The organism is Streptomyces sp. BI87, from assembly GCF_025957665.1.
GTDB lineage: Bacteria > Actinomycetota > Actinomycetes > Streptomycetales > Streptomycetaceae > Streptomyces > Streptomyces albidoflavus.
This window is the reverse complement of record NZ_CP110079.1, coordinates 6,206,655-6,221,273: the sequence shown is the minus strand read 5'-3', so window position 1 is coordinate 6,221,273 and position 14,619 is coordinate 6,206,655. Positions and strand designations below refer to the sequence as shown.

Below are 14,619 nucleotides of genomic sequence, written 5' to 3'. Positions count from 1 at the left end.
GTCCCGCACCGGTTCCGGTCCCGGCCGCCGGAAGGAGGCGTCCGATGCACGGTTCCACGAAGACCATGGGGGGACTCACCGTCGGCACACTGGTGCTCGCGACGGCGTACTCGGTGGCGCTGGAGAGCAACGGCTGGGTCTGGTTCGGCTGGGTGGTCCTGGCGATGGCCACGGTGAGCATGGTGGCGACCTCGCACGGCGTGTGAGTGCCGCTGCCCCGGAGGCGACGGACGGGCGGGCCCCCTTGGCGGGGCCCGCCCGTCGGTGTGTACGGGGCGTGCCCGGAGGGGTCAGGTGGGGGGCGTCGCCGTGCGGCCCACCACGAGCATGGCGTCGTCGTCGAGGTGTCCCCGGCCCCGCCGGGCCACGCCAGGTCCCACCGGACGCTGCGGTCGAGGTCTGAGACCAGTTCGCGCAGGTCGTCCCGGCGGTGGGCGGTGACGCGGAACGCGCCGAGCAGCAGGGCGGCGTCGTGGACGGCGGGCATGCCCCTGCCCCGTACGTCGCCGATGATCAGCCGGGTGCCGGAGGCGGTGCGCACGGCCGCGTACAGGTCCCCGCCGATCTGCGCCTCGGCCTCGGCGGCCAGGTGCAGGGAGGCGGTGCGCAGCGGGCCGGGCCGACGCGGGAGCGGGGGCAGGACCACGCGCTGGGCGGCCTCGGAGACGTACCAGACCTGTTCGAGTTCCTTCGCCCGGCGCTCGCGCAGGACGCAGAAGACGACGAGGCTGACGCCGGCCAGGGTCAGGGCGATGATCTGGGCCTCGTGGTTGGCGGAGAAGAGTGCGGCGGGGTCGCGGACCACGCCGATGACCGTCTGGGCGACCACCGCGAGGGCGGCCACCGCGCCCACCGTCCGGGGGCCGCCGAACGACGGGGTCGGCGCGGGAGCGGCCACGAGCAGCGGGCCGAGGTGGATGTGGGGGCGCGAGGACGTCGACGACGGTCACCGCGACGATCCACACGACCGGGACGGCGACGAGCGCGCGGCCCTCCCGCCCCGGCCGGCGACCGACTTCGACAGGCTGCGACATGGCTCGTCTCTGCACCGCGCCTCGTCCGCTCCGCACCACCAGCATCGGGCGGTGCGGGGCAATCCCCCGCAGGGGTGACTTCGCACCGACGAGTGAATCGAACAGGGCACGCGGCGGGCGCGGCCCCGGCCCCGCTTCACCGCCACCCCGGAAATCGCACATGCGTACGTCGTCTCGCTCGGGGACGGCCGTGACGCCTCCTTGATCAGGCACGTTCTCCGGTCGCTCGTATCCGTCGACCACTTCAGCGGAGGACCCGTGCACCCTTGTCCCTACTCCGGCGCCGCAGCCCCGGCGTTCGATCACCCGAGTCCCGTGCCGTCGTCGGCCGCGCGCCCTGTTGACGCGGCGCGCTCCGGCGCGGACCGCTCCGGCGGGCGCCTGAGCGCCGCCGTCGCCCCGGCCGAAGGCGGGCGCCGATGAGCCGGCGGCGGGCCGCCGTGTCCGGACAGCGGAAGAGGACCGGCCCGTCGGCGCCGGCCGGCCCCGAGCTGTGCTGCGGTCCCCCGGCCCCGGCGGCGGAGCGGGAGGTGCCGCTCGGGCTGATGCTGCGGCGCATCCCGGCCGCCCTGGCCCGGACGGTGCGCCTGGCCTGGTCGGTCGACCGGTGGATGGTGCTGGCCGTCCTCGGCTGCCAGCTGGCCGCCGGAGCGGGCACGGCGGTGACGCTCGCCGCCGTCGCCCGCTCCATGGAGGTGCTGTTCGGCGCCGGGGACCCGGCCCGGACGGTACGGGAGGCGGCGCCCGCGCTGCTGGTGGCGGCCGCGGCGACCGGGGCCGGGGCCGGGGCCGGGGCGCGGCTGATCGCGGAGTGGGCGACCCGGCGTCTCAACCCGAAGATCGCCGGGGCGATGGAACTGACCCTGGTCGACCTGCACATGCGCGCCGAACTCGCCGCCTTCGACGATCCCGGCTTCACCGACCGCAGCCGGGCTGCCGAGACCGGCGTGGGCCGGGCGATGGCACTCACCGAGGACGCGAAGGCGCTCACGGAGGGAGTGGTGCAGCTGGCGGTGGCGGCCTCGGTGCTGACCGTGCTGCACCCCTCGCTCCTCGCCGTGCTGGCCCTGTCGGTGGTGCCGCGCGCCGTGGGCGGGGCGGTGGCGGCCCGCATCGACCACCAGGTCTTCGAGGCGTCGACCTCGGCGCGGACGACCCGGGACGTGATGCGCTGGTTCCTGACCACGCCGGACCTCGCGGACGAGTTGCGGGCCAACACGATGCGGCCGTACCTGTACCGCTGGTACCAGGGGATGTGCGAGCGGGTCGAGGGGCGCACGCTGGCCGCCGCGCCCCGGTTCCTGCGGGTGGGGGCGGTCGCGGCGGTGCTGGGCGGGGTGTGCACGGCGGGGCTGTGGGCGACGCTGGCCGGGCTGGTGCTGACCGGGCGGATGCCGGCGGCGACGGCCGGGGCCGCGGTGGTGGCGGCACAGGGCGCGGGCCGGGCACTGGGCAACCTGGTCCGGTACGGGGCCGCGCTCTTCCACGACGGCCTCTACCTGGACGGCTACCACCGGTTCGTCGCCGACGCCGGGGCGCGCCGGGTCCGCCGGGGCACCCGGGCGGTGGCGGCGCCGCGCGAGATCCGGCTGGAGGCGGCCGGCTACACGCACCCGGGCGCGGAGCGGCCCACCCTCGGCCCCCTCTCCCTGACCCTGCGGCGCGGCGAGGTCGTGGCTCTGGTCGGGGGCAACGGCGCGGGCAAGTCGACACTGGTCCGGCTGGTCACGGGCCTGGTCACGGCGACGAGCGGCACGGTGCGCTGGGACGGCGCCGACCTCGCCGGGGCCGACGCCGAGTCGGTCTGGCGCCAGGTGGGCCTGGTCCCGCAGAACATCGGCAGGTGGCCGCTGACCGTACGGGAGAACCTCCACCTCGGGCAGGAGGGGACGCCGGGGGACGAGGTGCTGTGGCGGGCGGCCCGGCGGGTGGGGATGGACGAGGCGGCCGGACGGATGCCGCACGGCCTGGACACGCTGCTGGCGCGCGCCCTGTGGGGCGGGCACGAGCTGTCCGGCGGGCAGTGGCAGCGGCTGGCCTGCGGCAGGGCCCTGCACCGCGCCCCCGGGCTGCTCGTCCTCGACGAGCCGACCAGCGCCCTGGACGCCGCCGGTGAGCAGCACGTTCTGGCGGCGGTCCGCGAGGGCGCCCGGGAGCGGATCACGCTGATGGTGACGCACCGGCTCGACCACGCACGGCTGGCCGACCGGGTCGTGGTGCTGGCGGGCGGCAGAGTGGTGGAGGACGGCGGTTTCGCGGAACTGGCCTCCGCCGACGGCCCGTTCGCCCGGCTCTGCGCGGAGGCGGCGCGGGTGGGCCGCTGACGCACGGCCGCCTCCGTACGCGGGTGCCAGTGCGCGCGTACGGAGGCGGCGGGCAGAGGGAAGCCCCGGCCGGGACGGGGGAATCACGGCCGGGGCGGATCAGGGGTGGGGGCGGGCGGCGGTCGCCTCGCGGCGAAAGGCTCCACAGGGCTTCAGCCGAACGATCGTCCCTGTGGGCGTAGGACGGGCCCGGGGACACTGTCCGTCCGCGGTTGGTTCAACTATGAACCATCTCCGGTTGTTCCTGCGCACCGGGGTTCCCCGCGGTGAGGTGCGCCACTCACCCGAGGGCCGCCCGGCGTGCCGTCGGCGGTGCCGGGCCGCGACTCGGGCGTCCTTATAGTGCGGGCATGAGCACAGCCCCGCCCCAGCGCACCGATGCCGCCCCGACGCCGGGAGGCGGTCGGGCGTGACCCTCAACCAGCTCAAGGCGTTCGTCGAGGCCCAGCGGCTCGGCTCGTTCACCGCTGCCGCGCGCTCCCTGGACATCGCCCAGGCGTCCGCCTCCGAACTGGTGCGGCGGCTGGAGGCGGAGCTCGACGCCGAGCTGTTCGTCCGTGGCAGCCGCACCCTGACCCTGACCGCCGCCGGACAGGAACTCCTCCCCTACGCCCAGGAGGCGGTGGCCGCCGCCGACAGCGGGGTGCGCGCGGTCCACTCGCTCGGTTCGCTCGGCGGCGGCACCGCCACCTTCGGGGTGCTGCGCAACGCCGACTACTACCTGCTCGCCAACCTCGTCCAGATGTTCCACGCCCGCTACCCGGCCGTCCGGGTCCGCCTGGTGGGCCAGAACTCCGCCGAGACCGCCTCGGCCGTCGCCGCCGGGGTCCTGGAGGCGGGGCTGGTCGTCCTGCCGATCGACGACGAGGGGCTGGCCGTCACCCCGCTGCTGCGCGACGAGGTCCACTACGTCAGCGCCGACGAGGAGCGCACCCGGGAGCCGGTGACCATCGAGGCGTTGGCGGCGGCTCCGCTGGTCCTCTACGACGCGCACTACGGCTGGAAGGACCCGACCCGGCGCCAGCTCGCCGAGCGCGCCCAGCTGGCGGGGGTCGGCATCGACCCGCTGATCGAGCTGGAGCACGTCGAGGCGGCGCTGAAGCTGGCCGCCGCCGGCGTCGGCGACACCATCGCCAGCCGGGCGGTGATCGCGAGCCCCACCTTCCCGGCCGGGCTGCGCACCGCGCCCTTCGCGGAGCCGCTGTACGACACGATCGCGCTGGTCCGGCGGCGCGGCCACCCGCTCTCCCGGGCCACCCGGGAACTCGCCCGCCTCGCCGAGGACACCCTGCGCGAGCTCCGCGGCGGCCTGCCGGACTGACCCGGCCGCCCGGTCCCCGCGATCCACAGGACAACCCTGTGGATCGCACAGGAATCGCCCCTCTAGTCCTGTGGCAGCGGCGCGTCTAACGTCCGGACCATGCAGATCACGCACGACGAAGCCCAGTCCCTCGCTCCCTTCCGGTGGCTCAAGAAGCCCGCCGTCGACGGCCCGCCCGCCCAGCGCGACCCCAAGGTGGTCGAACGGGTCTCCCAGATGCTCTCGGAGATCGAGCGCAAGGGCATGGACGCCGTCCGCGCCTACGCCCAGGAGCTGGACGGCTGGTCCGGCGCGCTGGAGGTGGGCGCGGCCGAGCTGAAGAAGTCCGGCGACGCCCTGCCCGCCGACGTCCGCACCGCCCTGGAGATGGGGTACGAGCGCACCCACCGCTTCGCCTCCGCCCAGCGCGAGCACCTGACCGACTTCGAGATCGAGCTGGCCCCCGGCGTCCGCGGCGGCCAGCGCTACGTCCCCGTCTCCCGCGTCGGCGCCTACCTGCCGGCCGGCCGGTTCCCGCTGCTGGCCAGCGCCTTCATGACGGTCGGCGTGGCCAAGGCGGCCGGGGTGCCGACCGTGGTGGCGTGCACCCCGCCCTCCGGCGAGCACGGCGCCCACCCGGCGGTGCTCTACGGCGCGTACCTCTCCCGGGCCGACCGGGTCTTCGCCGTCGGCGGTGTGCAGGCGCTCGGCGCGATGGCCTTCGGCCTGCTCGGCGAGGCCCCGGTCGACATGCTGGTCGGCGCGGGCAACGCCTTCGTCACCGAGGCCAAGCGCCAGCTCTTCGGCCAGGTCGGCATCGACCTGCTGGCCGGCCCCTCCGAGGTGGCCGTCCTCGCCGACCACACCGCCGACCCGGTCTGGGTCGCCGCCGACCTGCTCGGCCAGGCCGAGCACGGCCCCAACTCCCCCGCCGCCCTCATCACCACCTCCGAGGAGCTGGGCCAGGCGGTCGTCGCCGAGATGGACCGCCAGCTCGCCACCCTGGCCACCCGGGAGATCGCCGGGCCCGCCTGGCGTGACTTCGGCTCGGTGATCGTGGTCCGCGACCGGGACGAGGCGGTCGCGGTGGCGGACGTACTCGGCCCCGAGCACCTGGAGATCCAGACCGAGGACGACGACTTCTACCTGGACAACCTCACCAACTACGGCTCGCTCTTCATCGGCCCCTGGTCGACCGTCGCCTACTCGGACAAGGGCATCGCGGGCACCAACCACGTCCTGCCGACCGGCAAGACCGCCCGCTACAACGCCGGGCTCTCCGTCTCCCGCTTCCTCAAGCCGCTCACCTACCAGCGGGCCGCCAAGGAGGGCACGGCGGCGCTGGCCCCGGCCGTCGAGCGCATCTCGGCCTTCGAGGGCCTGGCCGCGCACGGCGCCACCGCCACCCTGCGGATCGACGCGATCGGCCGGAAGTCCGGCGCCTTCGACGAGGTGCCCGAGGCGCTGCGCGCCCAGCTCTGACACCCTCGCCACCGCCGGCTGCCGGGGCCGCGACCGACGGCCCCGGCAGCCACCGCGCTCTCACCCCCGAGGATCTTCCCCATGCACGACCAGCCCGCCGCGTCCCCAGGGTCCGGCTCCGCGCTCACCCAGGGCCTCAAGGGCCGCCAGATCACCATGATCTCCATCGGCGGGGTGATCGGCGCGGGCCTCTTCGTCGGCTCCTCCACCGCCGTCGCCGCCGCCGGTCCCGCCGTCCTCGTCTCCTTCCTGCTCGCCGCGCTCCTGGTGGTGCTGGTGATGCAGATGCTCGGCGAGATGGCGGTGGCCCAGCCCGACACGGGCTCGTTCTCCACCTACGCCGACCGGGCACTCGGCCGCTGGGCCGGCTTCTCCATCGGCTGGCTGTACTGGTGGTTCTACATCCTGGTGATCCCCATCGAGGCCATCGCGGCGGGCGAGGTGATCGGCGCCCTGACCTCGGTCCCGAGCTGGATACCGGCGCTCGCCATGATCGCCGTCCTCGCCGGGAGCAACCTGCTGGCGGTCCGCAACTACGGCGAGTTCGAGTACTGGTTCGCCCTGCTCAAGGTCGTCGCCATCATCGCCTTCCTGGTCCTGGGCGCCCTGGCGATCTTCGGCCTGCTGCCCGGCTCGGACACCCACGGCATCAGCAACCTCTGGGAGCACGGAGGCTTCGCCCCCAAGGGCACCATGGCGATCGTCGCCGGACTGCTCACCGCGATGTTCAGCTTCCAGGGCAGCGAGATCGTCACCATCGCCGCCGCCGAGTCCGAGGAGCCCAGGAAGAACATCAAGAAGGCGGTCCGCGCCGTGGTCTGGCGGCTCGGCCTCTTCTACATCGGCTCGATCTTCGTGGTCGTCGCCCTCGTGCCGTGGAACGCCGACGGCCTGGCCGACGGTTCCTACCAGGCCGCCCTGGACCTCATGAACATCCCCGGCGCGGGCCTGATCATGGATGTCGTCCTGGTCGTCGCGGTCAGCAGCTGCCTCAACTCGGCGATCTACACCGCCTCCCGGATGGCCTTCTCGCTCGCCCGGCGCGGCGACGCCCCGGCCGCCTTCGCCGCCACCTCGCGGGCCGGAGTGCCGCGCAACGCGGTCGTCGCCTCCACCGTGATCGGCGTCGCGGCGGTCATCGCCAACTACCTGCTGCCGAGCGTCTTCACCTACCTCATCGCCTCCAGCGGCGCCATCGCCCTGATGATGTACCTGGTCATCGCTCTCACCCAGTACGCGACCCGGCGCAAGGGCGGGCAGCCGGCCGAGGTGCGGATGTGGGGCTTCCCCTACCTCACCCTCGCCACCATCGCCTTCATCGCCGGCGTGCTGGTCCTGATGGCCGTCCTCCCGGGCCACCGGCTCGAACTCTGGCTCACCCTCGGGCTCGCCGCCGTCCTGGTCGTCGTCGGCCTCGTACGGCAGCGGCGGCTCGGCGGGCGGACCGGGGCGCCGGGCGGCGAGACGGCCGAGGCCGGCGAACGGACGGCCGCCCCCGCCGGGTGAGCGGTCAGGCGGGGCCGGCGTGGGTGGCCCGGGGCACCAGTTCGGTGGGCAGGACGAGGCGTTCCCCGGCCGGGTCGGCCTCGCCGGTGATCCGCCGGACCAGCAGCCGGGCCGCCTGCCGGGACAGTTCGTCCAGGTCGTGCCGGACCGTGGTGAGCCGGAACGCCTCCCAGGCCGCCATCGGCAGGTCGTCGAAGCCGATCACCGTCAGGTCCCCGGGCACGCGCAGCCCGGCGGCGAGGGCGGCGTTGAGCACCCCGATGGCCACCACGTCGTTGCCGCAGAAGACGGCCGTGGGCGGCTCGGCGGCACCGAGCAGCCGGGGCAGCGCCCCGTACCCGGTGGCGTACTCGAAGGGGCCGCGCACCACGCGGCTCTCCGGCAGCGCTGTCCCCGCGTCGGCGAGGCCGAGGCGGAAGCCCTGCTCGCGTTCGCGGCCGGTCGTGGTGTTGGCCGAGCCGAAGACGCCCGCCACGCGCCGGTGGCCGAGCCCGGTCAGCAGTTCGGCGACCTGGCGGCCGCCGCCCTCGTTGTCCACGACCGAGGCGTACTCGCCCGGGGCGCCGGTGTCGCGGTTGAGGAAGACGTACGGCATGCCGCGCCGGTCGAGCTGGGCGGGGAGGCGGGAGTCGGTGGTGGCGGTGGCGAGGACCACGCCGTCCAGCGACTGGTCGAGCAGGGTCTCCCCCGCCACCGCCTCGTCGGACCGCTCGGTCAGCAGCATCATCCGGTAGCCCAGGCCGCGCAGTTCGTCGTGGAGCGGGGCGACGACGTGCGGGTAGAACGGGTTGGTCAGGTCGGTCACGATCACCCCGATCCGCCGGGTGGACCGCGTCGACAGCGTCCGCCCCGCCTCGCTCGGGACGTACTGGAGCGCCTCGGCCGCGCGCCGCACCTTCTCCCGGGTCGCCGCCGAGACCCGGGAGTCGTCGCGCAGGGCCCGGGAGACGGTGGGCTGCGACACACCCGCCAGCCGCGCCACGTCGTGACTGGTGATCGCCATCGGCCCTCTTCCCGTTCGTCGCCACCGCGCCGCCGTCCGCGCCGCCGCTTTCACTATACGTATGTAGCACCCGCCGGAGCGGGGCCGCTCCCCGCACCCTACGACGAGCCGCCTCCAGGCATGCGCCCGGAACCGGCCACAGCGGCTTCGCCTCCCCCAACCAGGCGTTCGTCGACGACCTCACCCCGGCTCCGCCCGGAAGGGCAACTACGCGATTACGGGGATGACCCGGCGGTCGCCGCGGGGCTCGCTCCGTCGGTGATCGGCAACGTCATGACGCGGCGTGCAGGAGCGGGGCGAACGACGCCACCTACGCCCGCCGGGCTCTCCGCCCCCGGGCCGCGCCCCCGCCATCCCACATACGCATGCACACGTACGTCACACCGGCTGACCCCGTCGCCCACCAGCCCTGCGCCGCCCCGGAGGACGTCGTCCGGGGCGGCAACCGACCGTGTCCGGGTGGGTTCGCGACCTCGTCCCGCAACCGGCGGCGGCCGCCGTCCACTGCCGGGGCACGGGCCGACGCGGCAGGTCATGGCGGGTACTAGCGTGTCTCCCATGAGCCGTTCCGCATCGTCCGCGTCGTCCCCCTCCCCCGCCGTACCCGTCGGGCACGGCGGGGGGCTGACCCTGTCGTGGCCCGGCGGGGTGGTGCCCGAGGCGGCCGCGGGCGGGGCCGCCGTGGTGACCGGGGTCTTCGATCTGCTGCACGTCGGGCACGTACGGTTCCTGGCGGAGGTCCGGGAGCGGGGACTGCCGCTGCTGGTGGGGGTCGAGGACGACCGGCGGACGCGCGGGTGGAAGGGCCCGGCGCGCCCGTTCCAGCCGGCGGAGGAACGGGCGGAACTGCTGCGGGCCCTGCGCCCGGTCGACGGGACCTTCCTCGTCCACGGCGACCCCTCGGTGACGGACTGGACCGCTTACACGGCGCTGCTGGCCCCGCTCGCCCCCGGCGCGATGGCCTGGACCGCGCACGACCCGTACACCGAGCAGAAGCGCCGGGCCGCGGCCGGTCTGGGGGCGCGGGCCTGGGAGATCGCCGAGACCCCGAACCGTTCGACGACGCGGATCGTCAGCGGCCGGATGCCGGGCTGACCGGTCAGGGACGCCCGGCCGCGCCGATGACCTCGGCGGCGGGCGGCGGTCCGGGCGGGGTGCCGTCTCCGAACGGGTGGCCGCCCAGCTCCTCGCGGTGGTGGGGCGAGAGCCAGCCGGTGAGGTCCGGGCCGAGCGGGACGATGCCGGTCGGGTTGATCCCGGTGTGCACCTGGTAGTAGTGGCGCTTGATGTGGTCGAAGTCGACGGTGTCGCCGAAGCCGGGGGTCTGGTAGAGGTCCCGGGCGTACGCCCAGAGCACCGGGTCCTCGGTGAGCTTCTCCCGGTTGCACTTGAAGTGGCCGTGGTAGACGGCGTCGAAGCGGACCAGGGTGGTGAAGAGCCGGACGTCGGCCTCGGTGATGGTGTCACCGACCAGGTAGCGGCGGCCCGCGAGCCGCTCGGAGAGCCAGTCGAGCCGGCGGAAGAGGGCACGGTACGCCTCGGCGTACTCCTCCTGGGTGGAGGCGAACCCGGCGCGGTAGACGCCGTTGTTGACGTCCTGGTAGACGGCGTCCATCACCTCGTCGATCTCCTCGCGCAGCCGCTCCGGGTAGAGGTCCGGGGCGCCGTCGCGCTGGAGGCCGGTCCACTGGGTCTCCAGGTCCAGGGTCAGCTGCTGGTAGTCGTTGGTGACCAGTTCGCCGCTGGGGACGTCGACGATCGCGGGGACGCTGATCCCGCCGTCGTACTCCCGCTCGCGGGCGCGGTACGCCTCGCCGAGGTAGCGGATGCCGAGGACCGGGTCGACGCCGTCGGGGTCGAGGGTGAAGCGCCAGCTCCGGTCGTCCTGGAGCGGGTCGGTGACGGCGAGGGAGAGGGCGTCCTCCAGGCCGAGCAGGCGCCGGACGATCAGGGCGCGGCTGGCCCAGGGGCAGGCGCGGCTGACGACCAGGCGGTAGCGGCCGGCCTCGACGGGCCAGCCGTCGCGGCCGTCGGCGGTGATGCGGTCGGCGAAGTGGCTGCGGGCCCGTTTGAAGGGCTTGTGGCCGTACTCGGCGTTGCCGCTGGGGTCGGCCGCGGGGGTGGTGGCGGGGCTGCTCATCGCCGGGCTCCTTCCGGTGGGGGTCGGTGGCGGGGACGGTCATCATCGTTCCCCGTCCGCGGTGTTCGTGGCTCCTCCCCACCCGTCCGGGGGAACACACGCGTCCTGTTCTCCGGCGCGTCCGGACGGGCGGGTGGGCGGTCAGGGGGTGGCGGGGCCGCCGGTGCCCTGGCGAGCCTCCCGGCGGCCGGCGGCGACGTCGGCGACCGCGGCGATCAGGGCGGCGACGACGAAGGCGACGGAGACGATCAGGCCGTGGTCGTAGGCGTCGGCCCAGCCGTCCGGGCCGACCTGGGCGAAGAAGACGGCACCGACGGCGGCGATGCCGACGGCCGAGCCGACCCGCTGCCCGGTCTGGAGGGTGCCGCCGGCCGATCCGGCGGTGTGCACGGGGACCTCGGAGAGGGTGAGGGTCTGGTTGGGGGCGATGACCAGGCCGCTGCCGAGCCCGGCGAGCAGCAGCGGCGGCGCCATCGCCCAGCCCGCGTTGGTGCCGGGGACCAGGTGGACGGCGAGCGCGGTGAAGGCCAGTCCGGCGGCGACCATGGCGAGCCCGACGACCACCAGCGGCCGGCCGAACCGGGAGACGAGGCGGCCCCCGGTGCCGGCCGCGAGCCCTGAGCCGAGCGCGAACGGGGTGATGGCGATGCCCGCCTGGAGGGCGGTGTACTCCAGGCCGACCTGGAGGTAGAGCGTAGTGATGAAGAAGATCGAGGTGAACCCGGCGAAGTACAGCAGGATCAGCAGGCAGCCCAGCCAGTACGAGCGCACCCGGAAGAGCGAGAGGGTGACGACGGGCTGGAAGCCGCGGCGCGCGCAGCGGCGTTCCCAGAGCAGGAAGAGGGCGAGGAGGGCGGCCGAGACGGAGAGCAGCAGCCATTTGCCGTTGCCGCTCCACTGCTGGGACTGGACGAACGGCAGGAGCAGGGCGACGATGCCGAGGCCGAGCAGGAGGACGCCGACCGGGTCGAGGTCGCGCAGCCGCACCCGGCCCGCGTGCGGGGTGTCGGGGAGCAGGCGGCGGGCGAGCAGGACGCAGACGACGCCGAGCGGCAGGTTGACGTAGAAGACCCAGCGCCAGCCCTCCTGGTGGCCGGCGGCCTGGATGAGGAGGCCGCCGAGGAGGGGGCCGACGGCGGTGGAGATGCCGACGACGGTGCCGAACATGCCGAAGGCGCGGCCTCGTTCGCGGCCCCGGAACATCTGCTGGATGAGGGCGGAGATCTGCGGGGAGATCAGGCCGCCCGCGACGCCCTGCACGAGGCGGGCGATCACCAGCCAGGTGCTGTTCTGGGCGGCTCCGCAGGCGGCCGAGGAGAGGGTGAAGAGGATCAGCCCGGCGATGAAGACGGTGCGCCGGCCCCGGGCGTCGCCGAGGCGTCCGGCCGGGATGAGGAAGAGGCCGAAGGCGAGGGCGTAGCCGGAGAGGACCCACTGGAGGTCGGACTCGGGGGTGTTCAGGCCCTCGCGGATGGAGGGCAGCGCGACGTTGACGATGGAGACGTCGAGGAGCGTCATGAAGCCCGCGACGAGGCAGACGCCGAGCGCCCGCCAGCGCCGTGGATCGGGTTCGTGCTCCTGGGGCGCGTGCTGCTGCTGACTCACCGGGCTTGCCCCCTGTGTGTCGGACGGTGCGGCCGGGGGGCCGCCCCCTCGTCGCACCCTAGTGGGGGTGCGGCGATTCTTCGCGCCGGGCGGGGCGTGCGAGGGGCGGCTCCGGGCTGGTCAGCCGGCTCAGTGGGGGCGGTCGCCGACGATGGCGACGCGTTCGGCGACGCGGCGGTGGCCCGCGTAGTCGCCGGCGGCGTAGTGCTGGGTGGCCCGGTTGTCCCAGAAGGCCACGTCACCGGCGCGCCAGTGGAAGCGGACCTGGTACTCGGGGACGTGGGCCTGCTGGAAGAGGAGGCGCAGCAGCCGGTCGCTCTCCTCCTGGGGGAGGCCGGTGACGCGGGTGGTGAAGGAGGTGTTGACGAAGAGGGTGCGGCGGCCGGTCACCGGATGGCGGCGGACCACGGGGTGTTCGACGGGCGGGAAGGTGGACTGGAAGGCGGCGAGGTGCTCGGCGGAGGTGAAGCGGGCGAAGCCGGGAAGGTAGTCGTGGACGGCGCGCAGCCCCTCGATCCGCTCCCGCACCTCCTCGGGCAGGTTGTCGTAGGCGGCGGCCATGTCGGCCCAGAGGGTGTCGCCGCCGTACGGGGGGACCTCGCGGAGCTGGAGGACGGCGCCGAGGGCGGGGTTCTCGCGGAAGGTGGTGTCGGTGTGCCAGACGTTCTCGAAGGTGGGGACCTGGCTGCGGTCGAAGCGGACCACCTCCTCGGCGTCGCCGGTGGCGAGCAGCGGGTTGGTCTCCAGCTCGCCCCAGTTCCGGGCGAAGTCGCGCTGGGCGGCGGAGGTGAGGTGCTGGCCGCGGAAGAAGAGCACCTTCCACTCCAGCAGGGCCCGGTCGAGTTCGGCGCGGACGGCTTCGGTGAGCGGCCGGGAGAGGTCGAGCCCGCGGATCTCGGCGCCGATGAGGGGGCCTTGCGGGACGAGGGTGAACCGCTCGTACGGCCGGTCCCCGTCGCCCTCGGCGAGGCGCCGCAGAAGACGGGGGCCCTCGTGGACGCCGTCGGCGGGGATGCGGTGGTCGCGCAGGAGCGGGCGGGCGGGCGGGGTGGTGGTCGTCGTGCTGGTCGGTTCCGCGGTGATGCTCATCGGTCGGTCTCCCTCTGCTCGGAGCCGCGCGCGGGCGCGCGGCGTGACGGGGCGGTACCGGTCCCGCGCGGGAGGAAAGGGTGGCGGGCCTCGCGGACGCACGGGTCCGGGGCGGGCTTCCTGGCCGCGGCGGGGGTGCCGGGATCAGCTACAGGAAGGGGCCGGGGGCGAACCCACCCGGCCACGACGGTGCAGCGGGGTGAGCCCGCGACGTACACCGCGCGCGCAGGAGGCGCGGAACGGCGCGTCCTGGGTGCGGAGTCGGGGATGCTGCTGCATGGCCGCACCGTACCGCAGGGCCCCGGGCGGGCGGCAGGGGGTCTCAGCCGGTGGGCCGGGATCAGGGGGTGTCAGGGGACACCCCCCAGGCGGGCGGCGCGGCGGAAGACCTCGGTGGCCATCTCCAGGGTGAGGCGTTTGGTGGAGGTGTTGCGGGGGCTCGGGTGATAGCAGCCGAGGAGGTCGAGCGGGCCGTCCGGGCCCTCGATCCGGGCGTGGGCGCCGTGGCCGAAGACCGGGCGGGGCCTGGGCAGGACGTACCCGGCGGCGGTGAGGACGGGCATCAGGGCCTGCCAGCCGAAGCCGCCGAGGACGACGGCGGCGCGCAGGGCGGGGCCGAGCAGGTCGAGTTCGCGGGCCATCCAGGGACGGCAGGTGTCGCGTTCGGCGGGGGTGGGGCGGTTGTCGGGCGGGACGCAGTGGACCGGCGAGACGAGCCGGGTGCCGTACAGCCGCTGGCCGTCGTCGCGGCTGTGGGAGTACGGCAGCGCGGCCAGGCCCGCGGCGTGCAGGGCGGCGAAGAGGAAGTCGCTGGTGGGGTCGCCGGTGAACAGGCGCCCGGTGCGGTTGCCGCCGTGCGCGGCGGGGGCGAGCCCGATGACGGCGAGGGAGGCGTCGGCCGGCCCGAAGCCGGGGACGGGCCGGGCCCAGTACGTCTCGTCGCGGTACGCGGCCCGGCGCACCCGGCCCACCTCCTCGCGCCAGGCCACCAGCCGGGGGCAGGCCCGGCAGTCGATCAGCCGGGCGTCCAGGATCTCCAGGTCCTGGGCGCCGGGGGCGCGGAGCGCGGGGTAGTCGCGGTCGTCGTCCGGGTCGGGGGCGGCGGGGTGTGGCATGCGGCCACCGTACGGCGGGAG

General features: G+C 74.8%; 11 protein-coding genes and 1 pseudogene. 6 read left to right on the top strand and 6 right to left on the bottom strand.

Going from position 1 to position 14,619, the window contains the following annotated elements:
* Nucleotides 1-44 precede the first annotated feature (44 nt).
* Nucleotides 45-206 (top strand): hypothetical protein, encoded by a 162-nt coding sequence (locus OIM89_RS27860; protein WP_030695299.1) that lies wholly within the window; start codon nt 45-47, stop codon nt 204-206.
* Between the two features lie 152 nt (nt 207-358).
* Here OIM89_RS27860 and OIM89_RS27855 read toward each other — a convergent pair.
* A pseudogene (locus OIM89_RS27855) lies at nt 359-1,034 on the bottom strand (SpoIIE family protein phosphatase); the annotation flags it as partial.
* A 530-nt stretch (nt 1,035-1,564) separates the two neighbouring features.
* On the opposite strand from OIM89_RS27855, the gene OIM89_RS27850 reads away from it, so the two are divergent.
* The 4 genes from OIM89_RS27850 (at nt 1,565) to OIM89_RS27835 (ending at nt 7,646) form a co-directional block, all read left to right on the top strand.
* Nucleotides 1,565-3,358 (top strand): ATP-binding cassette domain-containing protein, encoded by a 1,794-nt coding sequence (locus tag OIM89_RS27850; RefSeq protein ID WP_413747429.1) that lies wholly within the window; start codon nt 1,565-1,567, stop codon nt 3,356-3,358.
* Nucleotides 3,359-3,767: 409 nt separating this feature from the next.
* Nucleotides 3,768-4,679 carry a LysR family transcriptional regulator gene (locus tag OIM89_RS27845; RefSeq protein ID WP_030695296.1) on the top strand — a complete coding sequence of 304 codons (912 nt, stop codon included), beginning with the start codon at nt 3,768-3,770 and terminating at the stop codon, nt 4,677-4,679.
* Nucleotides 4,680-4,778: 99 nt separating this feature from the next.
* Nucleotides 4,779-6,140: a histidinol dehydrogenase gene (gene hisD, locus OIM89_RS27840; protein WP_030695295.1), complete on the top strand. Its 1,362-nt coding sequence runs from the start codon at nt 4,779-4,781 to the stop codon at nt 6,138-6,140.
* Between the two features lie 81 nt (nt 6,141-6,221).
* Nucleotides 6,222-7,646, top strand: coding sequence for an amino acid permease (locus tag OIM89_RS27835; protein WP_051727054.1), 1,425 nt, complete (start codon nt 6,222-6,224; stop codon nt 7,644-7,646).
* 4 nt (nt 7,647-7,650) lie between these two features.
* Here OIM89_RS27835 and OIM89_RS27830 read toward each other — a convergent pair whose 3' ends face one another.
* Nucleotides 7,651-8,649, bottom strand: coding sequence for a LacI family DNA-binding transcriptional regulator (locus OIM89_RS27830; protein WP_030695293.1), 999 nt, complete (start codon nt 8,647-8,649; stop codon nt 7,651-7,653).
* Between the two features lie 558 nt (nt 8,650-9,207).
* On the opposite strand from OIM89_RS27830, the gene OIM89_RS27825 reads away from it, so the two are divergent.
* Nucleotides 9,208-9,744: an adenylyltransferase/cytidyltransferase family protein gene (locus OIM89_RS27825; RefSeq protein ID WP_226964980.1), complete on the top strand. Its 537-nt coding sequence runs from the start codon at nt 9,208-9,210 to the stop codon at nt 9,742-9,744.
* A gap of 4 nt (nt 9,745-9,748) precedes the next feature.
* On the opposite strand, the gene OIM89_RS27820 is transcribed toward OIM89_RS27825, so the two are convergent.
* From OIM89_RS27820 to OIM89_RS27805, 4 genes are all read right to left on the bottom strand, one after another.
* Entirely contained in the window at nt 9,749-10,789 is a 1,041-nt protein-coding gene (locus OIM89_RS27820; protein ID WP_047139739.1) for a glutathione S-transferase family protein, read from the bottom strand.
* Between the two features lie 141 nt (nt 10,790-10,930).
* Nucleotides 10,931-12,394, bottom strand: coding sequence for an MFS transporter (locus OIM89_RS27815; RefSeq protein ID WP_264491708.1), 1,464 nt, complete (start codon nt 12,392-12,394; stop codon nt 10,931-10,933).
* Nucleotides 12,395-12,523: 129 nt separating this feature from the next.
* Complete coding sequence (locus OIM89_RS27810) at nt 12,524-13,483, bottom strand: TauD/TfdA dioxygenase family protein (protein WP_264491707.1); 960 nt, start codon at nt 13,481-13,483, stop codon at nt 12,524-12,526.
* A 350-nt stretch (nt 13,484-13,833) separates the two neighbouring features.
* A complete protein-coding gene (locus OIM89_RS27805; RefSeq protein ID WP_264491706.1) occupies nt 13,834-14,598 on the bottom strand; it encodes a uracil-DNA glycosylase in 765 nt (254 codons plus the stop codon).
* Nucleotides 14,599-14,619 lie beyond the last annotated feature (21 nt).